The sequence below is a fragment of the Pseudomonas purpurea genome, from assembly GCF_039908635.1.
Lineage (GTDB): Bacteria > Pseudomonadota > Gammaproteobacteria > Pseudomonadales > Pseudomonadaceae > Aquipseudomonas > Aquipseudomonas purpurea.
The window spans coordinates 3,098,476-3,124,733 of record NZ_CP150918.1 but is presented as its reverse complement, the minus strand read 5'-3'; the positions used below and the strand labels follow the sequence as shown (position 1 = coordinate 3,124,733).

Annotated in this window: 19 protein-coding genes and 2 pseudogenes; 5 read left to right on the top strand and 16 right to left on the bottom strand. The window is 61.6% G+C overall.

Annotated features, from left to right (window positions below; translation table 11 throughout):
- Positions 1-337 precede the first annotated feature (337 nt).
- The 4 genes from AABM54_RS14005 to AABM54_RS13990 all read left to right on the top strand — a co-directional run bounded on the left by AABM54_RS14005 (position 338) and on the right by AABM54_RS13990 (position 4,833).
- Complete coding sequence (locus AABM54_RS14005) at positions 338-1,324, top strand: glycosyl hydrolase family 18 protein (RefSeq protein ID WP_347900565.1); 987 nt, start codon at positions 338-340, stop codon at positions 1,322-1,324.
- 240 nt (positions 1,325-1,564) lie between these two features.
- Positions 1,565-3,238, top strand: a complete 1,674-nt coding sequence (locus tag AABM54_RS14000; RefSeq protein WP_347900563.1) for a nitrite/sulfite reductase — start codon at positions 1,565-1,567, stop codon at positions 3,236-3,238.
- Positions 3,235-3,729, top strand: a complete 495-nt coding sequence (locus AABM54_RS13995) for a DUF934 domain-containing protein (RefSeq protein ID WP_347900561.1) — start codon at positions 3,235-3,237, stop codon at positions 3,727-3,729. Before AABM54_RS14000 ends, AABM54_RS13995 begins: the two co-directional genes overlap by 4 nt.
- A 135-nt stretch (positions 3,730-3,864) precedes the next feature.
- Positions 3,865-4,833: a hypothetical protein gene (locus tag AABM54_RS13990; protein ID WP_347900559.1), complete on the top strand. Its 969-nt coding sequence runs from the start codon at positions 3,865-3,867 to the stop codon at positions 4,831-4,833.
- 46 nt (positions 4,834-4,879) lie between these two features.
- Here the strand turns inward: AABM54_RS13990 and AABM54_RS13985 are convergent, their stop codons facing one another.
- A complete protein-coding gene (locus AABM54_RS13985; protein WP_347900557.1) occupies positions 4,880-7,240 on the bottom strand; it encodes a tetratricopeptide repeat protein in 2,361 nt (786 codons plus the stop codon).
- Positions 7,241-7,456: 216 nt separating this feature from the next.
- Here AABM54_RS13985 and AABM54_RS13980 point away from each other — a divergent pair, with 216 nt between their 5' ends.
- Positions 7,457-8,128: a DUF3313 domain-containing protein gene (locus tag AABM54_RS13980; protein ID WP_347900556.1), complete on the top strand. Its 672-nt coding sequence runs from the start codon at positions 7,457-7,459 to the stop codon at positions 8,126-8,128.
- Positions 8,129-8,220: 92 nt separating this feature from the next.
- Here AABM54_RS13980 and AABM54_RS13975 read toward each other — a convergent pair.
- The 15 genes and pseudogenes from AABM54_RS13975 to AABM54_RS13905 all read right to left on the bottom strand — a co-directional run bounded on the left by AABM54_RS13975 (position 8,221) and on the right by AABM54_RS13905 (position 25,996).
- Positions 8,221-10,735, bottom strand: a pseudogene (locus AABM54_RS13975) (fused MFS/spermidine synthase).
- Positions 10,736-10,919: 184 nt separating this feature from the next.
- Positions 10,920-12,507, bottom strand: a pseudogene (locus tag AABM54_RS13970) (arylsulfatase).
- A 76-nt stretch (positions 12,508-12,583) separates the two neighbouring features.
- Entirely contained in the window at positions 12,584-13,615 is a 1,032-nt protein-coding gene (locus AABM54_RS13965; RefSeq protein ID WP_347900555.1) for an HAD family hydrolase, read from the bottom strand.
- Positions 13,612-14,910 carry a hypothetical protein gene (locus tag AABM54_RS13960; RefSeq protein ID WP_347900554.1) on the bottom strand — a complete coding sequence of 433 codons (1,299 nt, stop codon included), beginning with the start codon at positions 14,908-14,910 and terminating at the stop codon, positions 13,612-13,614. The genes AABM54_RS13965 and AABM54_RS13960 overlap by 4 nt, the downstream gene beginning before the upstream one ends.
- Positions 14,907-16,493 (bottom strand): VWA domain-containing protein, encoded by a 1,587-nt coding sequence (locus AABM54_RS13955; protein WP_347900553.1) that lies wholly within the window; start codon positions 16,491-16,493, stop codon positions 14,907-14,909. The genes AABM54_RS13960 and AABM54_RS13955 overlap by 4 nt, the downstream gene beginning before the upstream one ends.
- Positions 16,494-17,486 carry a VWA domain-containing protein gene (locus AABM54_RS13950; protein ID WP_347900549.1) on the bottom strand — a complete coding sequence of 331 codons (993 nt, stop codon included), beginning with the start codon at positions 17,484-17,486 and terminating at the stop codon, positions 16,494-16,496.
- Complete coding sequence (locus tag AABM54_RS13945) at positions 17,473-18,084, bottom strand: DUF4381 domain-containing protein (RefSeq protein WP_347900546.1); 612 nt, start codon at positions 18,082-18,084, stop codon at positions 17,473-17,475. Before AABM54_RS13945 ends, AABM54_RS13950 begins: the two co-directional genes overlap by 14 nt.
- A complete protein-coding gene (locus AABM54_RS13940) occupies positions 18,081-19,025 on the bottom strand; it encodes a DUF58 domain-containing protein (protein ID WP_347900544.1) in 945 nt (314 codons plus the stop codon). The genes AABM54_RS13945 and AABM54_RS13940 overlap by 4 nt, the downstream gene beginning before the upstream one ends.
- 11 nt (positions 19,026-19,036) lie before the next feature.
- The gene (locus tag AABM54_RS13935; protein WP_347900543.1) at positions 19,037-20,017 is read right to left on the bottom strand and encodes a MoxR family ATPase; all 981 of its coding nucleotides are present in this window, start codon (positions 20,015-20,017) and stop codon (positions 19,037-19,039) included.
- A 22-nt stretch (positions 20,018-20,039) separates the two neighbouring features.
- A complete protein-coding gene (locus AABM54_RS13930; RefSeq protein ID WP_347900541.1) occupies positions 20,040-20,525 on the bottom strand; it encodes a hypothetical protein in 486 nt (161 codons plus the stop codon).
- Positions 20,522-21,322, bottom strand: a complete 801-nt coding sequence (locus tag AABM54_RS13925) for a DUF2092 domain-containing protein (protein ID WP_347900539.1) — start codon at positions 21,320-21,322, stop codon at positions 20,522-20,524. The genes AABM54_RS13930 and AABM54_RS13925 overlap by 4 nt, the downstream gene beginning before the upstream one ends.
- Before the next feature lie 41 nt (positions 21,323-21,363).
- A complete protein-coding gene (locus AABM54_RS13920) occupies positions 21,364-22,269 on the bottom strand; it encodes a transporter (protein WP_347900537.1) in 906 nt (301 codons plus the stop codon).
- Positions 22,270-22,308: 39 nt separating this feature from the next.
- A complete protein-coding gene (locus tag AABM54_RS13915) occupies positions 22,309-23,712 on the bottom strand; it encodes a DUF1254 domain-containing protein (protein WP_347900535.1) in 1,404 nt (467 codons plus the stop codon).
- Positions 23,713-23,737: 25 nt separating this feature from the next.
- Entirely contained in the window at positions 23,738-25,195 is a 1,458-nt protein-coding gene (locus AABM54_RS13910) for a DUF1254 domain-containing protein (RefSeq protein WP_347900533.1), read from the bottom strand.
- 9 nt (positions 25,196-25,204) lie between these two features.
- On the bottom strand, positions 25,205-25,996 hold the full coding sequence (locus AABM54_RS13905) for a hypothetical protein (protein WP_347900531.1): 792 nt from the start codon (positions 25,994-25,996) through the stop codon (positions 25,205-25,207).
- Positions 25,997-26,258 lie beyond the last annotated feature (262 nt).

The following is a 26,258-nucleotide window of genomic DNA, read 5'->3' as shown; positions in this document are numbered from 1 at the left end:
GCGGATTAACAATACAGACTCAGAAAAACGCAATTAATACGGATCAGTTTGCGGGCAGCGAAATGAACCGGATGTACCTGGCTGATCTGTATTTATGAATCATCGCCTGATGCTGTTTCTGTCTCTGGCGGTGGCATGGCCGGACGGTTTTTCAGGGCTGATAGTTGATCGAATCGACAGTTTCGGTGGTTTGAATCCGGGTGTTTAATGGCTTCGCTGACGTATTGGGCAGCAGTACGTTCCAGAGGTTGCGTTGACGGCAGGGGCGTCTCGTCAGGTCATGGCGACCGGGGTGAGGCGCTTTCATACAGGATGTTCTGACCTCAAAGGTGAACCGATGAAAGACTTCAACTACACAGGCCCCAAGGCGCCTGGCGACAACGCCTCTGCGATGCCTGATATTCGCGGCAAGCAGCTTTTGGTGGGTTATTGGCAGAACTGGGGGCCGAGCGGGGGGTATCAGGGAGGGTTGTGCGGTGCGGTGGAGCTCAAGGATATTCCCCAAGACTACAACGTAGTGGTTGTCTCCTTCATGACAGGGGCCGGAATTCCTACCTTCCGGCCTTACAACCAGACCGATGAGGTGTTCCGCCGTCAGGTCGGGGAGTTGAATCAGCAGGGCCGTGCGGTGCTGATTTCACTGGGCGGCGCCGATTCACACATTGCGCTGTACAAGGGCCAGGAGCAGGCGTTTGCCAGTGAAATCATCCGTTTGGTCGAAGTCTATGGCTTCGACGGGCTGGATATCGACCTGGAGCAGTCCGCTGTCAATGCGGCCGACAACAACACGGTGATCCCGGCAGCGCTGAAACTGGTCCGGGAGTATTACGCAGCGCAAGGCAGTCACTTCATCATCAGCATGGCGCCCGAGTTCCCGTATTTGCGGGTCGGGCAAAAGTATGTGCCTTATCTGGTTGCGCTGGAGGGCGTTTATGACTTCATTGCCCCGCAGTACTACAACCAGTGGGGGGACGGGATTGACGTCCCGGGTCACACGCCGTCACCGATCAGGCAGGACGATGATCTTAACAAGGAAGCCTTTCTCTACTACCTGACCACCGCGCTGGTCACGGGGACGTCCGGTTTCGTCCGGATTCCAGCGGACAAGTTTGTGATTGGCCTGCCCAGCAATGTCGATGCGGCCAATAACGGCTTTGTCACCGATCCGGCCTTTGTGAAACAGGCGTTTGCGGCGCTGGCGGCCGATGGCAATGCCATCAGGGGCCTCATGACCTGGTCGATCAACTGGGATTGCGGGGCGAACCGGCAGGGTGTGCCGTACAACTGGAGTTTCATGAAGAGCTACAAGGATTTGATCAATTGATGGGTGCATGAACCTTGAATGAGGGGCTGTCGCCCGGCTGCTTTTGGCAGCCGGGCGTTTTTTCAGGGTGGGCTCTTCTGTGTTTGCAGATCAGTTGCGTCGCTCGCGGGGCATCCGCCTGATTGCGTTGATATGGTTTTTTTGGCGTTGCCTGAATCTGTAATGTTTTCCCCGCGGCCTTCATAGTCGCCCTCTTTTGAACGAGCCGCAGAGCCCGATCAGCCTTGATGAGGTAGCGACATGTATCAGTACGATGAGTACGACCGGGCCTTGGTGTTTGAACGGGTCGCGCAGTTTCGTGATCAGGTCGAGCGGTTCCAGGCGGGCGCCTTGAGTGAAGAAGAGTTTCTGCCCCTGCGCCTGCAAAACGGCCTGTACATGCAAAAGCACGCGTACATGCTGCGCGTGGCGATTCCCTACGGCACCCTGGGCGCGCGGCAATTGCGCACGCTGGCGAGCATCGCCCGCGACTATGATCGCGGCTACGGCCATTTCACCACCCGCCAGAACATGCAGTTCAACTGGATCGAACTGGCTGATGTGCCGGACATCCTCCAGCGCCTGGCCGAGGTCGACATGCATGCGATCCAGACCTCCGGCAACTGCGTGCGCAACATCACCACCGAAGCCTTCGCCGGTGTTGCTGCCGATGAACTGATCGACCCCCGGCCGCTGGCGGAAATCCTGCGGCAGTGGTCGACCATCAACCCGGAATTCCTGTTTCTGCCCCGCAAGTTCAAGATCGCCATCTGCTCGGCCAAACAGGACCGGGCGGCGATCATGATGCACGACATCGGCCTGTACCTTTACCCCGCAGCGGATGGGCAAATGCTGCTGAGGGTGATTGTCGGCGGTGGTCTGGGGCGTACGCCGATCCTTGGTTTGCAGATCCGCGAAGGGTTGCCGTGGGAGCACCTGCTGTCTTACGTCGAGGCCGTGCTGCGCGTGTACAACCGCCACGGTCGGCGTGACAACAAGTACAAGGCGCGGATCAAGATCCTCGTCAAAGCCTTGGGGATCGAAGCGTTTGCCCAGGAAGTGGAGGAGGAGTGGCAGCACCTCAAGGACGGCCCGGCGCAGTTGACCGACGATGAATATGAGCGGGTCGCCAGCGCATTCGTGCCGCCTGCGTATGAGCAACTGGCCAATACCGACCTGGATTTTGGTACGCGACTGACCGAGAACCCGGCGTTTGCCCGCTGGGTTTCACGCAACGTACAGCCCCATAAAGTGCCGGGTTACACCAGCGTGGTGCTGTCGACCAAACCCGGTATGGCCTCGCCGCCGGGTGACGTCACGGGTGTGCAAATGGACGCCGTAGCCGACTGGTCGGAACAGTTCGGTTTTGGCGAAATCCGCATTGCCCATGAACAGAACATTGTTCTGCCGGATGTGCCCAAGACCGACCTGTATGCGTTGTGGTGCCTGGCCTGCGAGCAGGGACTTGGCTGCGCCAACGTCGGTTTGCTGACCGACATCATCGCCTGCCCCGGTGGCGACTTTTGCGCACTGGCCAATGCCAAGTCGATTTCCATCGCCCAGGCGATTCAGGCGCGATTCGACAACCTGGACTTCCTCCATGACCTGGGCGACATCAGCCTCAACATCTCCGGCTGCATGAACGCCTGCGGTCACCACCACATCGGCAACATCGGCATCCTGGGCGTCGATAAAAACGGCAGCGAGTGGTATCAGGTCACGCTCGGCGGTTCGCAGGGCAAGAACAGTGCGCTGGGCAAGGTCGTCGGCCCTTCGTTCAGTGCCGCTGAAGTGCCCCAGGTGATCGAGCGTATCATCGGCACCTTCGTGCGTTACCGGGAAAGCGAAGAACTGTTCGTCGACACCTTGCACCGCATTGGCCTGGAGCCGTTCAAGGAACGGATCTACCCCAAGGCAATGGAGGAGACGGCATGAATAACCTGCTGGCCCTGGAAGAAGGCGTTGCACGCCGGGTCGACGATGACGGCTGGACGCTGGTGCGCAACCCGGACGACGACCTGCCGGCCGGGCCGTTGATCCTGCCGCTGGCGTTGTGGCTGATTCGCCGCATCGAGCACCAACCGGCGCGGGACGGCGTCTGGCTGGGGCCGGACGATGAAGTCGAAAGCCTCAAGCCGTGGCTCAAGCTCTTGCCGATGATCGCGCTGGACTTCCCGAGTTTTCGCGACGGTCGCGCCTACAGCCAGGCGTATCTGTTGCGAACGCGACTGGGTTGGCAGGGCGAGTTGCGGGCGATTGGCGATGTGCTGCGCGATCAACTGAGCCACATGCGTCAATGCGGTTTTGATGCATTCGCGGTGCGTGAAGACAAGTGCGCCGACGATGCCCTCAAAGGGCTGGCAGGCATGAGCGTGTCGTACGGCCGTTCGGTGATCGAACCTCGGCCGTTGTTTCGTCGGCGTTGATACGCCAAGCCCCATCCGCCTACAGAATCATCCACCCGGGCGTGTTGTGCTTGGGTCGATGATGGCCTTTTGGTAGAGTCCGCGTCCGGCTGGTTGTCGGCCGCGTGCAATATCATAGGGAAGTGAGGGGTCGTTGTGAGCGTTGGCAAGAAAATTCTGGGGTTGATATCACTGGCATTGTTGCTGGTGTTGTGGGGCGGCTACGTCTATGTCTTTCAGGACGTGCGCGACGGGCAGTACGGGGATTTGTTCGACGGCCGTGCCTGGTGCGGCAGTCCGCCACCCAGTGGCGAAAGCTACTACAAGAAGGACCACCTGGCGCTGGTCGTCAAGAACACCACGCAAGGCGAATTCGCCGTCTCGGGCTGGATCAACGTCTCCGAGCGTACGTTCAACAAATACGAGTTGGGCAAGAACGAATTGCGGCTGCGCCTTGAACCCTTGCAATCGTCTTACGCCGACACCTTCCTGATCCCCGAAGAGATGAAGATCAAGCCCCTGAGCCGCAACTTCAACTCGGTCAACCGCAACGCCTATGCCGATCTGGAAGGCCGTCCGATCCGCGTGCTCGGGCAAGCGACGAAGTTTCCGTTTGATGTCTACCGCTACGGCTACCGGCCCGTGCTCTACATCATCAAGGGCACTGAGCGCATCGACCTGAAGTTCCGGCACATCACCACGACCATGGACCTGTCGAATACCTTGTCCCCGGTGCAGAAGTACAACCCGCTGGATTACTTCAACGCCAAGAGCAACCTTGTTCTGGAAAGCGATTACACGCCTTACAAGAGCAACGAGTGTGCCTTCAGTATTGAGCGCAAAGGCTCGTTCAAGATCATTGTGCTGCTGTTGTTGCTGGTGGTTTGCCTGCCACTGATGCATGCGTTTTATCGCGATGAGCCGGCCATCGACTTTCTCGCCACGCTGGTTGGCGTGGCGGCGATCCGGTTGTTTCTGGTTGGGCCGTTGAAGGACTTCCATGTGTATGGCATCGACTTTGTGTTCGGCGCCGTGATCCTCCTGGTGGGCACGGTGACGCTGATCAAGGCCATGCGCCTCAGCGCCCAGCGCGAACGCGCGGCGCGTAGCGGTTCTACCTGGTGATGAGCGTGGCGAGGGCGTCGCGCCCTCGCCATGGCGCTGAGCACGCTCACTTCAACGCAGGGTCTGCAGGGTTGAGTTTCTTCCAGCCTTGCAGCACGACCTGGGCCTTGGGTTCCTGGCCGTTCTCCAGGTAGTACTGGATCAGCGACAGCCGCGCATTGCGATTGGCCGGTTGCCGTTTGAGCAAGCTTTCAAGCTGCTCGCAGGCTGCTTCGACCTGACCGCTGTCGTGCAGCGCCACCGCGAGCACGTAACCGTACTGAGCATTTTCAGGTTCCAGGCGGGCAGCGGTGCGCAGCGCCGACATGGCTTGCGCGGTATTGCCGGCGCGAATCAATGCCAGGCCCTGGGTGTGTTGCAGCAGCGCGGCCTCCGGGTTTTCTTTCAGGCTTTGTTCCAGAAGGTCCTGAGCCTCTTGACTGCGTCCATTGGCCTCCAGCCATTGCACCAGGGTCACCCGTGCCGGGAAGAAGTCCGGGTCACGCTTCAGGGCCGTGCGCAGCATCGGTTCGACTTGCGCGCTGCGCCCGCTGGCCTGGTACAACATGGCCAGGTTGAGGTTGGCCTCGGCCCGTTCGGCCAGGCTCACCTGCACGGCTTCGTACTCGGCAATTGCGGCATTCCAGTGCGCTTGAGCGCTGCCCAAACCATTGGCGACACTCAACAGGTCCCGTGCGGCGGCCATGCGGATCGCCTTGACCGGGTCGTTCAATAACGGCGACAGCAGCGGTATCCGTTCAGCGGGAGGCAAGAAGGCGCTGATGGCGTGAATCGCGCTTTCGCGCACCTGGGGTTGCGGATTGCCCAGGTCTTGGGTCGCCAGTTTCAGGGCCTGTTCGCTCGGGTACAGCACCAGTTCGGCGAGCAACGTCGCACGCTGAATCGCTGGCAGGTCGTTGCGTTGCAACTGTTCATACAGCGCCTGCGCGGCACCGGGGTGGCCGCCGCGAATCAGCCACAGGCTTTCATCGTAACGGGGCGGCTGGGCGGTGGCGCGGGTGTTCCAGAGCTTGAACTGCTCGGTGACTATGTCCGAGGCCTTGCCCTGGTGGCAGGTCAGGCACGCATCCGGTGTACCCAGTTGCTTGGCGCGCACCGGGTTGGGCAGGCTGAAGCTGTGGTCATGGCGAAAGTCGTTGCCCATGTAGAACTTGCCGGGCATGTGGCAATCCACGCACTGGGAACCGGGTTGGCCGGCCACATGCCGATGGTGTTCGGGGGCGTCGTAGTGCTTCGCTTGCAGGCCCTTGCCGTCGACGCCCTCGATCGAGGTCTTGCCCGCGGTGTTGTGGCATTGCAGGCAAACACCGTTGCCGGGCGCCTTGAGCTGCGTGCTGTGAGGGTTGTGACAGTTGCTGCAACGCACGCCCTTGTCGAACATTTTGCTTTGCAGGAACGAGCCGTGTTCGAACACTTCGTCCTTGATCTTGCCGTCCAGCGCGTAAAGCTCGCGGGTCAGGACGCTGGGCAGGTAGTCGTCCATCAAGCGTTTGCCGACGGTGAAACCATCGCCCAAGGGGGCGCGACGGGCGTGGCAACGGGCACAGGTCTCGATCTCGGTGGTGGCGTCCTTGTCGTTGAGGTCCACGGCAAAACCGGCATGGATCAGGTCGGTCTTGTTGGCCGTCCATTGCAAGTGAGTGGAGGCCGGGCCATGGCAAGCCTGGCAGCCGACCCCCAGGCTGTTCCATTGGCTGGCGAAGCGATTGGCCTGGGCGTCGAAATTGCGTTTGTAGCCGGTGGTGTGGCATTCCACGCACATGAAGTTGGCGTTTTGGCTGGGTTTGCTCCAGTGCAACGGGTTTTTGAAGTTCACGCCCTGGCCCGGATAGAGATGAAACCAGCGGTTTTTTTCGGTATCCCAGGCCACGCCCAAGGCCTGTAAACGACCGTCGCCGACGTCGAGCAAATACTGTTGCAGCGGCGCAATACCAAAGGTATAGGCGACTTTGAAGTCGGCATTCTTGCCGTCGGTGCCGGGTGCGTTGACCCAGAAATCACCACCCTTGCGCGAAAATACCGTGGTCTCTTTCTCACCCTTGTAGCGGACGTTGTTGAAATCGCCCAGCACGGTGTCGGCCGTGGCCGTTTGCATCGCCAGTTGATGGTGAGAGCCTTGCCAGTCCTTGACCTGCTCGCTGTGACAGCCCTGGCATTGCTGTTCATCGACCATCGTGGCCGGTGGCGCGGGAGTGGCAGGCGCAGGTGGTGCCTTGACCGGGGCCGCAACCGCCACGCGTGAGGGCACGTAGGCCACGGGGTGTGGCTGGCTGCTATAGAGAAACCAGCCGATGCCCGCCATGGCGAGCAGCAAGAATGTGGCGGTGACAGGGAACAGGTAGAGGTTGATCAGGGTGGGTTGCGAATCAGGGTTTGGCGTGTCGGCTTTTTTCTTATAGGTGGGCATTGCGACTTCCGTAGTCCAGAGGCGTTGGCCCGTCGAGGCGCGCTTTCAAGCAGTTTGCAGCTTTGTCCCAAGCCGGGTGTCTGTCAAATGGGCGTTGTGAATTTGCTCGCAGCCTGTGTGATTTTTCAGCTTTTTAGTCACAGGGTGCCGGGTTTTGGCTATACCTGTAACTCTCTTTCCCCGTAACGTCGTGGTTCTTTCGACAGGAGTTACAGCATGAAGCTTGCGTTAATGATGAGCACACTGTGCATTGCCTCGATTGGGGTAGTGGGTTGTTCCAGCAAAGTCGTCGAACCCGAACAGTATTCCGGCTTTCTCAAGGACTACAGCCAACTCAAGGAGGCCAAGTCGCCTTCAGGTGCAGAAGTCATGCGCTGGATGGACCCCAAGCTCAATATCAACAAGTTCACCAGTGTCTACATCGAGCCAACTCAGCTTTACCCCCAACCTCAGCCAACGGTGAAGATTCCTCAGAGCACCCTGAGTGGCATCACCGGCTATTACGATCAGGCGCTCAAGCGTGAGCTGGGCAAGTCCTTGCCGCTGGCGAACGGCCCGGGCCCTGGGGTGATTGTGGTCCGCGCCGCGATCACTGCGGTCAGCAGCAAGACCGAAGGCCTGCATGCCTATGAAGTGATCCCGATCGCGTTGGTCGCGGCGGCCGTCAGCACCGCCAGCGGCATCCGTGACCAGGAAACCACCTTGGCCACCGAAGCGGTGTTCCTCGATGGGTCAAACAACGCCGTCGTCGCGCAGGTGGTGCGCAAGGGCACCGGCAAACCCCTGGAGAACGACTCTCAGGTGATGAAATCCACGGACGTGAAAAACGTCATCGATGGCTGGGCCTCGGACCTGCATCAGTCGTACCTGAAGCTCAAGGCCAAGTAATGCGCCGGGGCTGAGGGCCTCTTCGCGGGCAAGCGCCTACCGTCCTTGTAGGCGTGAGGCTTGCCCGCGAAGGCGGTCTTCCAGGTGCAACATCACTCCCCGACAAACCACCGGTAATACGGATTCCCCCCATCCCCGCGCATCACTTCCCGAATATCCCGCCCCCATGCGGCTCGATCCCCGTCGTAGGCATGCAGGCTCGCCCGATAGAACTGCATCAACCGTTGCCGATGAGTCGTCATGCGCTCGATGAACGCGTCATCGGCATTGAGCAGCACGGGCGGCTGATGCAAATCGAGCAGGGTGGGTAGCACCCGAGTGATTTCATTGGCGCGCACCCAGGGCGCGTACTCGATACGCGGCTGATCGTCGGTCACGGGCAGCGCGCTGGCGGCGAAATGCTCCAGCCCTGCGCGGTCGGTCACCCACGTTGCCAGCAGGGCGGCGGCGGAACCGATGCCGACATCCTGCAATGTGCTGCGTACGGTTTCTTGCTGAAAGCGTGCGCTGATGCGCGCCGCGTCCAGCTCAATCGGCTCAAGCGAACCCACCAGCAGCATTTCATGGAACTCGCTGGTCCACAGGGTGACGTAGGGGAACGCGTCGAGGAAGCTGCGCACCAGCGAACGCGACTCATCGATGTTTTGGGTCGGCAGCGGCAGCCATTGGGCGACCAGGCCGTTTTTCTCCAGGCGCGTGGCGGCCAGTTGGTAGAAGTCCCGCGAATACAGGTTCACCACGCCAGCGGCAGAGGGCGGCGGTGGTTCAAGGGTGATCAGGTCATAGCGTTGGGCGCTGCTCAGCAGTTCCTTGCGACCATCGCGCAGGCGCACATCGACACCCGGATCGGCCGCCGCGTTGAAGTTGCCCTTGAACAGCGGCGCGGCCTTGACCACCGAGGGCAGCAGTTCGGCGACCACCCGATGCTCCAGGCCCGGGTAACGCAGCAAGGCACCGGCCGTGATGCCGGTGCCGAAGCCGATCACCAGCGCCGAACGAGGCTCGGCGTTGTGGATGAGCAGCGGCAGCAAGGCTTGAATCCGCATGTAGCGCAGGGACGGCATGGCATCGCCGGTGTTGGAAACGCCCTGAATGTAAAGGCGCTGGAAGGCTTTTTGCCCCTTGCCCTGGGTCACCACGGCCACCGTGCCACCGCGTCCTTCTTCGTAGAACGCCAACGTTGCGTTACGCGCTCCGGGCAGCAGAGCGGCGAATTTGTCTACCGGCGTCAGCAGCGCCACCGCCACGGACAACAGGCCGACAGCGACCACGGCCTGACGCCGGCCCTCGCTTGACACCGTGGCCCCTGCGCACGGCAAAGTAGCCGACCCCGGCGGCGACAATCGCCAGTAACCCGAGGGTTCGCACCAGCCCCAGCCACGGGATCAGCACAAAGCCGCACAGCATCACGCCGATAATCCCGCCCAAGGTGTTGAAGGCCACCACCGCACCGACATCCCGACCGACCCGTTCGCGGCCGACGCTCAAGCGCAGGGCCAACGGAAACGCTGCGCCGAGCAACAGGGTCGGGACAAACACGATGCTCAGCGCTGCCACTGCAAACCGTGTGCTCATGCCCAATAGTTCATTGGCGCCCAATGACAACACCCAGGCTTCGGCCATGCTTTGGGCGACCACCAGCCAACGCCCCAGCAGGGTGATTTCCAGCAGGGCAATCAACCCGGCACCGGCAATCAGCAAGCCGAACACTCCCCAGGGGTCGCGAATACGATCAACCCGTCGGGCCATCACTGCACTGCCGATAAACAATCCGCTCAGGTACGTCGTCAGCACCACGGCGAAAGCGTAAGTGCGGGTGCTCATGAACTGCACGATGGATTGCGACCAGACCACCTCATAACCCAATGCCACACCACCGGCGATTGAATACAGCCACAGTGCCAGACGATCCGGCGCTTTGTCAGCGTGATGTTTGAGGGGCGCATCGAGCGTTGCCGGGCGATGGCGTTGCTGCCACAACGCACCGACGGCAGCCAACAGGTTAAGCATCGCCGCCGCCAGTGCACTGCCGCGTACACCAAGGCTCGCAATCAGCACAAACGCGGCCAGCAGCGTGCCAGCGATGGCACCCGCAGTGTTGGCGGCATAGAGCTGACCGCCAGCCTTGCCCAGTTGCCGTGGATCAGCGGCCAGCGAACGAACCAGCACCGGCAGCGTGCCGCCCATCAGCAGCGCCGGGACACCCACCAAGGCAAACGGCAACACCCAGGCCAGCAAGCCGATGTGTTGCTCCAGCCAGGCAAAGGGACTGGCGGCCAGGCTCAAGGCGAAGGTCGCGCCAACGCCGAGAATCGCCACCAGCACTTCCAGCCCTGCGTACAGCAGAACAGGTTGCTGCACGCGATCCGCCCAACGCCCGAACAGCCAGCCGCCCAAGGCCAACCCGGCGAAAAACGCACTGATCCCGGCAGTGATGGCATACACCTCGACGCCCACCACCAACGACAACTGCTTGACCCACAGCACTTGATACACCAGCGCCGCCGCACCGGAAACAAACAGCAACAGCGCGGGGATCAACAGCGCCGGGGAGGCTACTTGAGGGGCGGGTATGGCCGACGACTTGCTGGCGACACGTGAGGACATAGGTTTGTTGCCTTGTTCCAATTCAAAAAACTGTGACCGTGCCGGCTCCTTCGCGAGCAAGCCCGCTCCCACAGGGGACTGCATTCCAAATGTGGGAGCGGGTTTGTTCGCGATTGAGGCCAATGCGGTCTCAAGTCGATAATAAGGCCGCTCGCCGGTGAGGGCGAGCGGCGGTCAAGCGCTTTTACTGTGCAGGCTGATTCTTCATTTTTTCGGCAATTTTGGCATCCACCGCAGCGCGGATCTGGTCAACGCTGAAACTGGCCGGTTTCTGGCTCGGCGGATACTCGATGAACGTCTCCAGGAAATGCGCAGACTTGGTCACCGCTTGCGCGACCAGATAGACGTTTTTGGTGGTCCAGTCGTAATACTGATCGGAAACCACATCGGCGCGCTCGTATGGGTCCATCCGCAGATTGAGAATTTTCGGCACCCGCAGGCACACGAACGGTTCGCTCCAGACCTTGAAACCACCGGGAGCGCGTTGTTCGCAGAACACCGCTTTCCAGTTGTCGAAACGCATGGACACCAGCACGCCGTCATCGTTGAAGTAGTAGAACTCCTTGCGCTCGCCTTTAGGCTGTTGGCCAGTCAGATAGGGCAGTTGGTTGTAACCGTCCAGGTGCACCTTGAAGTTGGTGCCGCCGGAAGTGGGTGCCCAGCCTTTGAGCAGCTTGTCCTTGACCCCGGTGTCACCGGCAGCGGCCAGCAACGTCGGGAACCAGTCCAGGCCGGAGAACATTTCGTTGGAGACTTCACCCGGCTTGACCTTGCCTGGCCAGCGAATCATCGCCGGTACGCGATATGCGCCTTCCCAGTTGGAGTTCTTCTCGTTACGGAACGGGGTGGTCGCCGCATCCGGCCAGGAGAACTGGTTCGGGCCGTTGTCGGTGGTGTAGACGACGATGGTGTTGTCGGTGATTTTCAAGTCATCGAGGGTTTTCAGCAGTTTGCCGACATCGCCATCGTGTTCAAGCATGCCGTCCGCATACTCGTTGCCGGGCATGCCGCTCTGGCCCTTCATCGAATCGCGCACGTGGGTGAACAGGTGCATGCGGGTGGTGTTCATCCAGACAAAGAACGGTTTGTCCGCCTTGGCCTGTTTCTCGATGAACGCCTGCGCGGCGGCGGTGGTTTCATCGTCGATGGTTTCCATGCGCTTGGTGGTCAGCGCACCGGTGTCTTCGATCTTGCCGTCAGCGAAGCTGTGGATCACCCCACGAGGGGCGTTGGCCTTGACGAACTCAGGGTCATCCTTGGGCCAGTAAGGACGTTCGGGTTCCTCCTCGGCATTGAGGTGATACAGGTTGCCGAAGAACTCATCGAAACCGTGGTTGGTCGGCAGGTATTCGTCCTTGTCGCCCAAGTGGTTCTTGCCGAACTGGCCGGTGGCGTAGCCCTGGGACTTGAGCGCCTGGGCGATGGTGATATCGCGTTTTTGCAGGCCGACCGAGGCGCCGGGTGCACCGACTTTCGACAGGGCCGGTACGCAGTGGCGTCTGGCCGGTGATGAACGAGGAGCGCCCGGCGGTGCAACTGTTCTCCGCGTAATAGTCGGTGAACATCATGCCTTCCTTGGCAATCCGGTCGATGTTCGGGGTCTTGTAGCCGACCACGCCCATGGAATAGGCGCTGATGTTGGTCTGGCCGATGTCGTCGCCGAAGATCACCAGAATGTTGGGTTTTTCGGCAGCCCCGACGGGTGCCGAGATCGCCATGACCGAAGCCGCCACGAGCGCGAGTTTCGGTAGCCACTTGCGTATGCGAGTCATCTGACTTGCTCCTTTTGCTGGCTTGAGTCGCAGTCATGCGACTAACGTTTATTGCAGTCCTGCCTTACGTCTTTTGTTATTGCACCTGCTCTTGCGGGGCGGCATCGAAGGGGTAGACCCGGCGCCATTCGGACGCCATATCGACGATAGTCCAGCCTCGTTTTTTTGCCTCATCCAGCGCCTTGTCCAGGCGCCCGACCTGGGACTGCCGGTCATAGGCCCATTCGCGCCTGGCGTCGGTGTGATGCACCAGCCCCATGAACCGCTTGCCGGGGCCTGCGGCCGTCCACTGGAGCATTTGCAGGTCACCGTCGGAGTTGCCAAACGCCAGGATCGGGCGCCGGCCAATGATTGCGTCGATGCTTTCCGGTTTGCCTGGGCCGTCGTCGTTGTGCGCCAGTTTCGCGGTGCGCAGGACCGAGGGCTGACCGTCCTTGATCTGGAACTCGGTGACGAAACTGGAACCGATCACCTGTTCAGGGGGAACGCCGTAGACCACCTCGGCGAAGGCGCGCATGAACGCGGTGTCGCCACCGGACACGATGTAGGTCTTGAAGTCCTGGCTGCGCAGGTAATCGAGCATTTCCAGCATGGGCTGGTAGATCATCTCGGTGTACGGCTTGCCGGTTTTCGGATGGCGGGCCTGGCTGAGCCAGGTCTTGGCGTTGTCGATGAAGGTGTCGGTGGTGACCCCGGTGTGGGTGGCGCCGATGATTTTCAGCAGGCCCTCCATGCCGCTGTCGGCCAGGGCCTTGTGATCGTTTTCAAGCACGGCCTTGAACGGCTGCTGGTTTTTCCATTCCGGGTGCTGTGGCGCCAGACGCTTGATTTCATCGAAGGCGAACAGCACCTGGAAGTACGCCGGTTGCTCGGTCCACAAGGTGCCGTCGTTGTCGAACACGGCGATGCGCTCGGCCGGTTTGACGTAGTCGCGGGTGCCTTGGGTGGTCACGGCGTGAACAAACTCGATGATGTTTTTCTTGGCCGGGCCCTCGCTCCATGACGGCAAGGGGTCGGTTGCCTGGGCAAAGGCCAGGGGCACCTGGAGCAAGAGGCCGAGTAACAGCAGCAGGCTGTGGCGCTGGCGCAGTGGTTTCAGGTTCGTCATGGGAAGTCCTTCTCGTGACCGGGGTTGAGGGGGGCAAGTGCTGAAGGTGAGGGGTGGGGCTGTTGGCTGGTGGCCTGACGTTGCAACGTAGCCAAGGAACCCTTGAGTTGTTGCAGCGCCTGATGCTCGGCGGGTGTCGGGCCATAGCAACCGCGCAACACGTCTTGCAGGCCAGGGCCCAGCCGCAGGCCAAGGCCGCGACGGCGGACCCACAGGTACAACGCGCTCAGTGACGCGGGCGTCTTTGCGAGCTGGGCCGGGATCTGTCGCCACGCGTAATCGGCAGATGCCTGCCATGCGGCTTTGCGCGCTGATCGCCGCAGGCGCCAGGCGTTGCGCCCACGCTGCCACCAGGGGCGAATGAAATAGCCAAGGGCGACGATCAACGCCAGCAGCGCCGCCAGCCACACGCCTTGCACCGACAGTTGGAAGCGGCTGTGTTGGCCCAGCGTTTTCAGGTCCTGAGCGATGGAAAACACCGGTTGATAGGTGCTGTTGGCGGCGGCGTCGAAGGTCACTGCCGGTAGCTCGGCGATCTGTGCCTGACGGCGGCTTGTATCCCACCATTTCACCTGGATGGCCGGCAGTGCGTGGCGGCCCGGCGTGTCGATCCGGTAGCTGGCGCTGTCGATGCGTTGGCCGCCATTGAGGTTGCCGCGACCGTCGTCCAGGTTGCTCACATGCGGGTTTTTTGGATAACGACTCAGGCCGTCGATGTCCACCAACGACGGTGCGGGCAGCGCCATGGCCATGGCGCCATCGGCCTGGAGGGTCAGTTCCCGCGTGAGGCTGTCACCGACCTTGGGGGGCGTCGATGAATAGACAATCTTCTGCGTCAAACGCAGCCCTTGCGCCACCAGCACCGGCTCGCCAGGGCTGAAGCCCGGTGGTTGTTGGACGCTGAAGTGCAGCGGCTGGCTCTGGGCGCTGAGTTCGCGAGTGGCCTGGCCGGGTGTGGCCCGCACCGTCAGCGCCGGGATATCGAAGGCCTGCGCCAGGTTCGGGGTCAGCAGGTAGCTGTAACGCATGCCATAGAAGCTTTTGCCGTCCAGGGTCCGGGTGGTGTGTTGGGCTTCACCGTTGGGCGGCAGGACTAACACGCCGGGTAGCTTCAGTTCGGGCAGGCTCGGCGCCTGGGTAAACCAGGTGTCGGTGAGGACGTCGAGTTGCAGGTGCACCGTGGCGCCGACCACGATGGCGTCGCTGGGCACAAGCAGGGCAACGACGTGCAATTGCGGTTCGTCGGCCCACGCATGGGCGCAGAACAGCGTGCACAGCAGCCAGTAACGGTTCATGGCGTGGCCTGCGTCTGGCTGGCGCGTTGGTCTTGCAGGCTGAACTTCTGCCGCAGGAACTTCGCCGGTGAGGTGCTGAGGTTTTGTAACCAGAGTTCATCAGAGGCTGCTTGTTGGGTTTGCAGCGCTTTGCTCTGGCCTTTACCGGGGGCCTTGTCGAGTTTGATCTCGTCCGGTTTGACCTCGGGGGTATTCTGCTCGGCGCTTTCGGTGTCTTTTTTCAGGGCGATGGCCAATGCCAGGTTGGCCGTGGCCTCGGGAAATTGCGGCCGCAGTTTCAGGGCTTGGGTGAACGCGGCGATGGCCTCGTCGAACTTGAAGCGCCGCACGTCGATATTGCCCAGGTAGAAGTACGCTTCGGGCGTGTCCAGCCGGGCGAAACTGGCCAGTGCCAGGTCGTAGTCGGCGGCGTTGTAGGCGGCGATGCCTTTCCAGTACGGATCGTGGAACCGTGCTGCCGCCGCCGGGTAATGCTGATGTTCGAAGGCCCAGCGTCCTTGTTGATCGGCGGTGAAGAAGGCATCGCTCAACACCCCGGCCTCGGCGGGCGCCGGTGGCAGGGCAAGCCCCAGCACCAGCGCCGCCATCCAGTTCAGGCTCCAGCCTTTGCGCACACTGAAAAACCCCAGCAACAGCAGCGGCCAGCACAACCAGTAACCGGCATCTTTCCAGTGCAACTCGCGTTGCTCGTCGCTGGCGCTCTGAAAATGCGCCTGTGCGTGCAGCTCGATCCAGTCCAGGTCGTCGTCATTGAGGGTCAGGCTGCCCAGCGGCGCATCGGTCGCCGAGGCCAGTTGTTTGAGCGCTGCCTGATCGAAACTGCCCAGTTGCGGTCGGCCATTGCTGTCGGTGCGTGGTTGGCCGCTGGCGTCTCGAATGATCCCGCCGTCCTGGCTGCCCACCGCCAGAATCAGCACTTGCAGCAGGCTGTCCTGCAGTGGTTTGTCCAGCCCGGAGAGCTGTGAAGTGTCGGCGCCATCGGTGATCAGCAGCAGGGTGCCCGGCGCTTTTTCGGCGGCCAGTAGCTGCTTGGCCTGATCGATCACGGCACCGACGTTTTTTCCGGGTTTAGTGATGAGGTCGGTGCTCAAGGCCTGGATAAACGTGTCGAGCAACGCCGGATCGTCGGTCGCGGGCAGCACCAGGTGCGCGCTGCCCGCGTAGGCAATCAACCCGGTTCGCGCACCTTGGCGCCGTTGCACCAGGTCGTGCAGTTTATGCTTGGCGGCTTCCAGGCGAGTGGGCTGCACGTCGTTGGCGTCCATCGACGGCGACAGGTCGAGGGCGATGATCAGCGGCGCACGGTTTTCCAGGAAGTCAGGGCGGTCCTGCTCCCAGGTCGGCCCAGCGGCGGCAATGGCGCCCATGACCAGCAAGGCGCTGAGCAGGTGCACCGGCCTCACCCGGTGCGAGTCCTGTGGGGTGATCAACAAATGCGGCAGCAAGTGCGGTGCAATATTGTCGCGCAAGCGACGTTGCAAGTCATGGCTGCGCCGCCACAGCAATGGCAATGCTGCGCCAAACACGATCAACAGCAGCCAGAGCGGGCGCAGGAAATGGAACTCGCTGAAGTTGATTTCCATTCAAGCCTCCTGCCGTTGGCGGGCCAGGGTGAAGCGAGGACGGAGCAGGGCGATCAGGTGATACAGCGCCAGAATGGCCAACGCTGCCCCCAGTGGCAGCCAGAACACATCGCGCTTGGGCTGGTGGCTGAGGGTTTTCACTTGGTGAGGGGTGATTTGGTCCAGTGTCGCGTAGACCTGAGCGAGGGCATTGCGGTCTTCGGCGCGGAAGAATCGTCCGCCCGTTGCCTGGGCTATTTGCTGCAAACCTTGCAGGTTCACCTTGGCTTCGCCTTCGGCGGTTGGGTCACCAATGCCGATGGTGTGAATCACCACGCCTTTGGCGGCTGCCATGGCGGCGGCGTGATCGGGAGTGATTGCGCTGCTGGTGTCGTTGCCGTCAGTGAGCAGGATCAGCACTTTTTCCTGTTCATGGGCCTGATCCAATAGTTTCAGGCTTAAGCCGATGGCATCGCCGATGGCCGTGTTCGGCCCGGCCATGCCGATGCCGGTGTCATCGAGCAGCAACGACAGGCTGGCGTGGTCCAGGGTCAGCGGTGCCTGAGGGTAGGCGCCGCTGCCGAAGACAATCAGCCCGAGGCGGTCATCCTTGCGCCGTTCGATAAAGCCATGAACCACGGCTTTGACCGCAGCCAGACGATTGATTTTTTGCCCGTTGGCGTCGCTGAAATCCGTGGTTTCCATGGACTGGGAGAGGTCGATGGCCAGCATCAGGTCGCGTACCGGTTGTTGGCGTTCGATGGGCTTTTCGACCCACACCGGGCGGGCAACTGCCAACGCCAACAGCACCCAGACCAGCAGGTTGAGCAGCAACTGCCAACGGTTGTTACGGGTTCCGGCCTGGCTCGGCGCCTGACCGATGGCGCGGCTCATGGCCATGAAAAACGGCACCCGCACTGCGCTGCGCGCTTCACGGTACGCAGGCAAATAGCGATAGCCGAACCCCACCACCGGCAGCAGTAGCAACAACCAGGGGTAGTCAAGCTGCCACATGGTGATGCTCCACCCAGCGTTTGCAGGTGCTGAACAACTGTTCACGCTGTTGCGCCGGTAAGGCCAGCAAGGTGGCGTCGGGGGCATAGGCCAGTTGCGCCAGTTGTTGGCTGAAGTCGGCGGGCAGGGCGGTTGGGCTGTGTTGTTCCAAAAACGCCTGCCAGTGCGTACCGCCTAGCGCAGCAACCTGTGGGAGCGGGTCGGGCGGCGTTCCGTCTGCTCGCAATAGCGGACTGTCAGTGACTTTCAGTTTTGGATGTTGGACCGCTTTCGCGAGCAAGCTCGCTCCCACAGTATTTGTGGTCCAGGAATGGGTTCCTGGGGATGGCATGGAGAGGCCCACGCGTTTGAGTAGCTCTGGCAGTTCGCGTAGGGAGCTGAGTTCATTGCGACTGTGCAATTGCGCCAGCCGCGCCAGCGCTTCACGCCGGTAACGGTTGCGTTGCCATTGCCAGTAGTGCCAGCCACTCCAGGCCAACAGGCCGACGATCAGCAGCCCGAGCAACACCCACCAGCCCCAGGTCTGCGGCATATAGCTGACAGGCGCGGGCAAGCCCAACGTCTGAAGTTGATCGATACTCGGGATGGGGCTACTCATCGGCGCCCGCCACCGAGTTTGCCCAGTTCGGCGCGCAGTTGGTCTGCGGCGTCGGTGGCAGTGCTGAACATCATCAGCGGCACCTGGCTGCGGCGCAGCAGGGTGGCGACGTCCTTGAGCCGACCGCTGAGAAAATCCCCCAGCGGTTGATGCACCTGGCGCTGTTCCACCGCCAGTTCCACTTGCAACTGACCTTGCGTCACCAGCAGGCGACCGTTGCTGGGCAGCTTCAACGCCAGCGGGTCGTAGACCTGCATCGCAATCACGTCGTTGTGCGCGGCCAGTTGGCGCATCCGCTGCAAGGTTTGCGGGCCGGCACCGGCGAAGTCACTGACGATGCAGATCAGATGATCGTGCCCGGCCACGGCCAGGCAATGTTGCAGGACTTTGTCGAGCTGGTCCTCGCCTTCGCGGTCTGGGTTGGCGGCGTCGAGTGCCTGGTTTTGCACGGCGATGCGGCTGCACAGCGCCTCGACGCGTTTGCGACTGCGCAACGGGGCGACGCTGTCGATGCGTTGGTCGTTGAACACCAGCCCACCGACTCGGTCACCGGCGTTGAACACCATCCATGCCGCCAGCGCGCCTAACTCGGCGGCCAGGGCCGATTTGAAACTGCGGCTGGAGCCGAAGAACATCGACATGCGCTGGTCGACAAGAATCAGCGCCGGCCGGTCGCGTTCTTCGGTGAACGTGCGGACCACCGGTTTGCCAGTGCGCAGCGAAGCACGCCAATCGAGGTGACGCAGGTCATCGCCGGGTTGGTAGCGGCGTAGTTCATCGAAGTTCAACCCGCGCCCCCGCAAGCGCGAAGCATGGTTGCCCGCGAGGATGCTGCCCTGCGGCTGACGGGCGAGAAAGCTCAGGTCTCGGGCACGAAACTCCAGCGCCATCAATTGCGCGAGCGACACGTACACAAAACCGTCCACGTCCTCGGTTTTCATCGCCGCAGACCTCAGGCCGGAACCGCGACAGCGTCGAGCAGACGGTCCAGCACCTGGTCGGCGCTGACACCGTCGGCCACCGCGTCATAGCTCAGTTGCAGGCGATGGCGCAGCACGGGATGGACCACGGCGCGCACGTTGTCCGGCGAGACAAAGTCCTGCCCTTGCAGCCAGGCATCGGCCCGCGCGCAGCGGTCCAGCCCGATACCGCCCCGTGGGCTGGCGCCCAGGGCGATCCAGCGGCCGAGGTCGGCGTCGTAATCGGCGGGATGGCGCGTGGCGTTGATCAGGTCGATCAGGTAGCGGTCGATGGCCGGTGACACATGAATGGCGCTGACCTCGCGGCGGGCGGCGAAGATGACCTCTTGCTCCAGGGCAAAGCCTTGGGTGGCTGTCGTTTTCGCCCCTTGCGCCTGTTCTTCTTCACGCAACAGGCGCAGCACCTGGCTTTCGTTGTCGGCGCTGGGGTAGTCGAGCAGCACTTTCATCAGGAAACGGTCCATCTGCGCTTCCGGCAGCGGGTAGGTGCCTTCCTGTTCGATGGGGTTCTGGGTCGCGACCACAATAAACAGCTCAGGCAGCGCGTGGCTGTTGCCAGCCACGGTGATTTGCCGTTCTTCCATGGCTTCCAGCAAAGCTGCCTGGACCTTGGCCGGTGCGCGGTTGATTTCATCGGCCAGGATCAGGTTGCCGAACAAGGGGCCGGGTTGGAAACGGATCTGGTTGTGCCCGTCGACCTGGTGCAGCACCTCGGCCCCCGTGATGTCCGAGGGCAGCAGGTCGGGGGTGAACTGGATCCGGCTCATCTTCGCGTCCAGGTGTTTGGCCAGCGCCTTGACGGTGCGGGTCTTGGCAAGCCCCGGCAAGCTTTCCAGCAGCAGGTGCCCGTTGGCCAGCAGGCCGAGGAGGATCTGGCGGATCACCTGATCCTGGCCGAGCACCGCTTCGGCGATGCTCGCTTGCAGGGCGTTGAGGTCATTGAGCGCCGTCATGGCTGTCTCCTGTGTGAACGATTCACCATGGCGCAGTGACCACGATGTATTGCACGGAACTGCCGACGTACTGCGGCTGATACCAGGTCGGGCCGCAATGCTGGTAGGCAACGCCGTTGGCAATCACCGACACGCAATCCACCGGTACGGTGGCCACCCGCGTACCGATGGCCAGCACGGCGGCGGTGGTCGCTCCGACCACGGCAGCTGCGGCCCACGGGTGATACCAGTCGTCCGGATGGGGCGGCGGCGGAGGTGGTGGAGGCAACGGTCTGGGCGGGCCGGGATAAGGATGCGGTCCGGGATACGGGCCGGGTCCCGGATACGGGTGAGGTGGCGGCGGTGGCGGTAAAGGGCGTACCGGCTGGACCGGATGCACCACTACGGTGTGGGGCACGACATAGGTGCGGGCGCCACCGCCGCCCCGGACATACCAGGCGTTGGCGGTCAACGGAGCCAGCAGGCTCAGGCATAGGGCGGCAGACAAGCAACGGCGCATCGGTTTCATGGCTGTGTCCCCGTGGTGGACTCACTCGGCGCGGCCGGCTCCTGAGGGGCCAGTTGTTGCAGCGGCACGGCGCGGGCGCCGGCCGGTGGCACGAACTCGAAGGCCCTGGTGGTAAGCGGGGCGTTCAGTTGCCAATGAAAGTCGACGCTGTGCCGTGGGCGTTCGGTCTCGCCGCGACGGCTGATGACCACGCGACACGGCAGCGGTTGCGGACCGGCGCGCAACCACAGTTGCCAGTCGATGTCGGGTTGGCGATAGGCGTAGTGGTTGCAGGTCTGATCGCCCAGGGTCTCGCTGCCGATCAACAGGGCCGAGGTGATACCGACTTGACTGGCCGTGGCCTTGTCCCAGCGAAACAGGTCCGCCAGCGGCAACTCGATGCCGTAGCGCTGGTTCAACTGATCGATCAGCCTATCGATGTTCGCCGGTGCCGGGGCGCGGGTGAAAAAGTGGCTGCGGCTGTCGTACAGCGTGAAGTGCTGGCCGTTGTAGAACAGGCTGCGGCTGTAACCCTGTGCGTCAACCGTGACCCGCAGTTTGTCCGGCGGCTGGGCCAGCAATTCGATCTGGTGCCGAAACTCCACGGTCTGGCCGTTGTTGAGGACCTGGTCGGTCTGGCTGGCGGCACTGATGGAAAAGTGCTTGAGCCCGCGCAGGTAACTGCCCATCTGCTCCAGGGCGCTGATGGCCCTGGGGTCGACTTCCGCGTCTTCTTCGGCATGCAGCGCCGTAGTGCTGAACGCCAACAGCCCGAGCAGGGCGGCGAAACTTCGGGAAACGCGACGCGTAGGGATCATGACGAGGCCCTGTTCAGAAAAGGCATTGTTTGGAACTCCCGTTACCAGAGGTATTGCAGGCGCAAGGTCCAGGTGTTCACGTCCGGCGAGCCGGTACGTTCGGAGACGGTGTCCGTATAGGCGACCAGACCGCCGAACTGCGGCGACAGCATGAAACCCATGCTGGCGCCGAGCAGGCCGTTTTCCTGTTTGTTGTCTTGCCAGTCGCCATTGATCCTGGTTTCGCCGCCCCGGCTGTACGTGGCATCCAGTGAGGCCCAGAGCGCGCGGTTGAGGGTGTAGCTGTAGTGGCCTTCAATGGCGTACAGCGGTTTTTGCTCAAGCTTGCCGTCGCCGTGGTAATCGTCGTTGTCACCAAACAGCGACACCCAGGTGTTGAGCTCCAGCCAGGTCGGGCCGAACGGCGTGCCGAAACCGATTTCCGGTTTCACCGCCCAGCGGTTGGAGCCGATGTTGATGATGCGGTTCTTGTCATAGTCGCCGGTGGGCGCGGTGATCCAGAGGGCGCCGGTCAGGAAGGTTTCCGGGGTCCAGTTGGCGAACTCTTCCTTGCTCAGTGCCGGGCCGCCGAAAATGTTGTGCACCAGCACCACTTGGGTGTCGGCCATCCCGCCATTGTGTTTGGTGCCGGTGAAGAACCGCGCGTTGTCGAACGAGGCCGAGATGTCGGCGTAGGGTTGCAGGATCTGAATCGCACTGTTGCGCCCATCGACTGCAAATGAGCGGGCATAACGGAAGATGTACAGGTCGGCGCTCAACGACAGCCCGTCAAGCGGCAATGAGGTGTCAATCGGGGTGTTGGTGTCGATCCGGTTGTAATAACCGAAGACCATGTTCAGGTCGGTCGGCAGGTTCTGCCAGTCGCGGGCGTTGTCGGCGAAGCCAAGCGTCGGGGTCAACGCCAGGGTAGCGGCGGTGACCCTGCCCAGTCTGGAAAATGAACCCATGCGGTAGCTCCTTGTGATGATGCTTCGCCCGCGCGTGGCTTAATTGACGGGGGTGAGTGGCGGCAAGGCCCATTGGCCGTTTCCGACTTCGGGTTTGGGCAGGTAAATGCGCAGCACCGCGTAGAACGGCCCTGGTGGTGCGGGCAGCCAGTTGCTTTTCTTGTCCTTGACCGGTTCTGAGTGCTGCACGTACAGGGTCAGCCCGCCATCGGCGTCACGCTTGAGCGTCGGCAACATGTGGGAGTTGATCAGGTAGCGTTTCATGTGGTTGGCCACCAACAGCTTGGATTTGCCGTCGTACATGGTCAGTGACCAGAAGGCGTCAGCCGGGGGCAGGGCGTCCTTGGCAAAATGCAGGGTGTAGCTGTGCCTGGCGCCGTTGACCGGTTTGCCGGTGCTGTCGACGAAGTAGCCCATGTAGGCGGCTTCATCGGTGGAGTTGCCGAAAATCCCCATGTTGGCGCCGGCATAGCGGTACAGGTAATTGTTCTTGAGGTGATCGCGAGTGCCGAACAAGTCGCCACTGGGCACTTGATGGGTGTCGACCTTGTCCTTCTTGAATGTGGCGAATTCGGCCTTGCCGTCGGCGATGCCGTCTTCCAGTGCCTTGCGCTGCTCGGTGCTGAGGGCTTTGAGGTCAAAGGGCTGACCGGCGACGATACCGATTTTCGCAAAACGAGCGAGCAGGTCCTTTTCGACATCCTGTGCCGGCGCGAAGCCGAGCATGAAGTTCAGGTAGCGGAACAGCTCCGGGCTGTCGCTCATGTTCGCCGTGGGTTTGGGCCATTCGATTTTAGGTGCGGCGGCAGGCGCCGGTTGCCCCAGATAGCGGCTCAAGGTCTGGACCTTGTAGCCGTTCTGGATTTTCTTGACCTTGCCCAGGTCCTTTTCATCGAACAGCTGAGTGCGATACAGCGCATAGGCGATGTTGGTTTCGCTGCGCACCAGGCGGTCGATGTTCAGCGGTTGCTGGCCATTCCAGTCCGGGCCGGCAATCATGAAATGGCCGCCCTTGTTGCCGGTGCTGCGGGTACCCAGGTAGGCGAAGTTCTGTGTGTAGAGGTCGATCAACTGGACCGAGTAGTAGCGTCCCTCGGCGATGGACGGCAGGGTAAGTACCATCGGTTCGCTGCGCAGGTCCATCCAGACGAACGAGTAGGGTGTGTCCGAGTTGGGGGTGACAAACGCGGTGTCCTTGGGGGTGAACACCCGGGCGGTGTTGCCGATCTGGTTGAACGGTGCCTTGAAGTTCGATCCAGGCTTGTCGACGGCCTGGGTGTAGAGCGTCTTGTACATCTCCACCACCGGGAAGCCGTAGAGGTAAGCCTCTTTGGCGATGCCCCGGGCTTCTTCGGGGCTGGCGCTGAAGTCTGCCCAAGCACTGGCGCTCAGCAGCAGAGAGAGGCCGGCAAGCAGCAGGCGGGTCGGTTTTTCTATGAGCATTGCAGTGTCCTTTGTGTGAGCGCGATTACTTCACTGGCGTGATGTCGTCGAGCTTCCAGCTTTTGTCGAAATAGGCTTCGGTCGGCGCGTAGAGCCGGAAATAGCTGAACCAGTGTTTGCCCGGTACGGTTTGCACCCAGTTGCTCTCGAAGCCTTCAGGCGCTGTTGGGCCGAAGTACAGGTCCACCGAACCATCGGCGTTCTTCTTCAACTCTTGGCGGGACGACAGGTCAGCCTTGCGTTGCGGGTTGTCGATCAGGCAACGGCTGTCGATGTCGTAGACGGTCATCGACCAGAATTGCTTGGCTGGCGGATTGGCGCCGACGTGCAGGCGATAACGGTTGGCGCCGTCGAGCCACTTGCCGCTGTTGTCGGTGTAGGCCCCGAGGTAAGTCTGGCCCAGGCCCGGGGTCTTGGAGACCATGCCTTTGGTGTTGGTGACGGCTTCATAGAACCAGGCACTGCGCTCCCACAACTGGTCGTAATAGGCCACGCGCTGGGACGGTTCGGTAATGTTCAGTACGGTGTCCCATTGGCGGTCCGGCCAGTATTGGGCGCCGGGAAAACGCTTGGCGAAGGTGTTGGCCTTGGCGATCAGCTCCCCCATTTGTGCGCCTTGCTCCAGGGCCTTGCGTTGGTTGTCGTTGGGGTTGAACGGTTTGTCTTTCTCGATACCCAGGCTGGCGAGCATGGCCATGTAGAAGCGGTCGCGTTCGTTGACCGGTTCTTTCTGGATGATCTGGTGCAAACGCTCCCAATACGCCATGCCCCGTGGCTGCGTGCCGGACCAGGCCTTGCCGCCGGGCGAGAGCAGCCGGGTTTTGTCCGGTGTGGCGCGTTTGGCGTACGGGTACATTTTGAAGGCTTCGACCAAAGCCTTGCCCTTGGCCGGGTCCGGGTCGAGCACCCGGAAACCCACCAGCACGTTCATGGTTTGCGAGCGAGCCAGGTAATACTTGCCCACATCGGCCGGTGGCTCCTGACCGGGCGGGAGTACCAGGTATTTGCCGCCCTTGCCTTTGTCCGGGCCGGTCTGGCCCATGTCGATGATTGCCCGTTGCCAGAAATCCCCGACGCCGCCAGCGGTAGGGCCAGGCGGCAATTCGATCACCAGCGGGCCGGTTTCATTGAGGTCGACGAAACCCAGGATGTAAGGCGTCGTGGCGTTGGCCGTGATCACGCCGAGCTTGTCTTCGTAGCTGTTGAGCACCATCAGGTCGCCACTGTGGGCGCCGAGCTTGTCGCGAAACGCTTCCTGCCATTGGGCGTAGGACACCAGGGGCAATGCCCAGAGATAAGATTGCGTGGCCTGCTGGAAATCGAGTTCGGCGTAGAGTCCGGCGATGGATTCGTGAGCAGGCAGCTCACCCTCCATCGTCACCTGCCCGATGCGTGTGTCCAGTGGCTGGGCCTGAACGCCGACGCCGCAGCTGGCAAACACGGCCATGACGCTAAAACCCGCTATACGAATCAAAGCCTGCATGACAATTCCTTATTTTCCGAAGGTGACGTTGATCCCCGCGAACAGGGTGAACTGCGGCAGGCCATCGCCTTTGCGTTCCACTGTCCACTGCGGCTCCAGGTAGGCGTTGAGGATGTTGCTGCCGGACTTCCAGGCCTTGCCCGCGCCAAAACCGATGGGGATGTAATGGGTGTTGTTTTTCAGGTCGAACGTCCAGGTGCCGGTCGAGCGCAGATACCAGCCCTTGGGCAGGTTATGAATGATGAATGGCTGGAGCGTGGCGCTTTCGACGTGTGGCCGGTCACGGTCGCCGGCAAACGAACTCTGGTACTGCACCAGTGCGCCGAGCAGGCCGCGCGGCGAAGCGTCGATGGCGATGGCTGCCAGCCCGGCCTGCCATTTGCCGGTGCCCAGTTCGTCATGCTCGGCGGTAGGGGCGGTGATCTGTGGCCCGATGCCCAACTGCACGCCTTCGGTCTTGAGCAGGAAAATATCGAACAGATTGAGATCGCCGACACCGGTGCTGTAACCCCCGTGCGGATCGGGGCGGGTGCTGATCGGCAAGGTTGCGCGCAACAGTTGCGGGACACCGATGAAGTCACCGGGCGCCATCGGCAGTGCGCCGCGCAGCAACGCGTCATTGGTGTGAACGTTGGTGTCGTAGAGCTTGGGGGTGTAGTAATCCTGCAGGTTCAAACCGGGTGCGAGGTTCAGTGGGTTGTTGCTTTTGTTGGCGGTATCGGCGTTGTCGGCCAGAGCACAAAACGCGGGTGCTGCCGTGGCGGCCATCAACAGCACTGCAGCATAAAAGCTCTTGGACATGAATCCCCCGGTTCCATGGTGGCTGGCAAGCGCCCGGCACTTGAAGGCGGGTTGCGCTGTTATTCCGTACTGACAAGCCTGTAGGACACGTCAGATGAAATTAGCAGCTAACGTGGGGTTAGCCAGTCGAAGGGGTCAATTCCCTGGTTTTGTGCGCACGCACTCCTTGTTATGTGGACCGCGTCGAACTTTACGCAATCACCAGGGCCCATCAGGCGGTTGTCGAGCGGTGAAAGCGCGGTGTTAAGCTGTGCCATCGCTA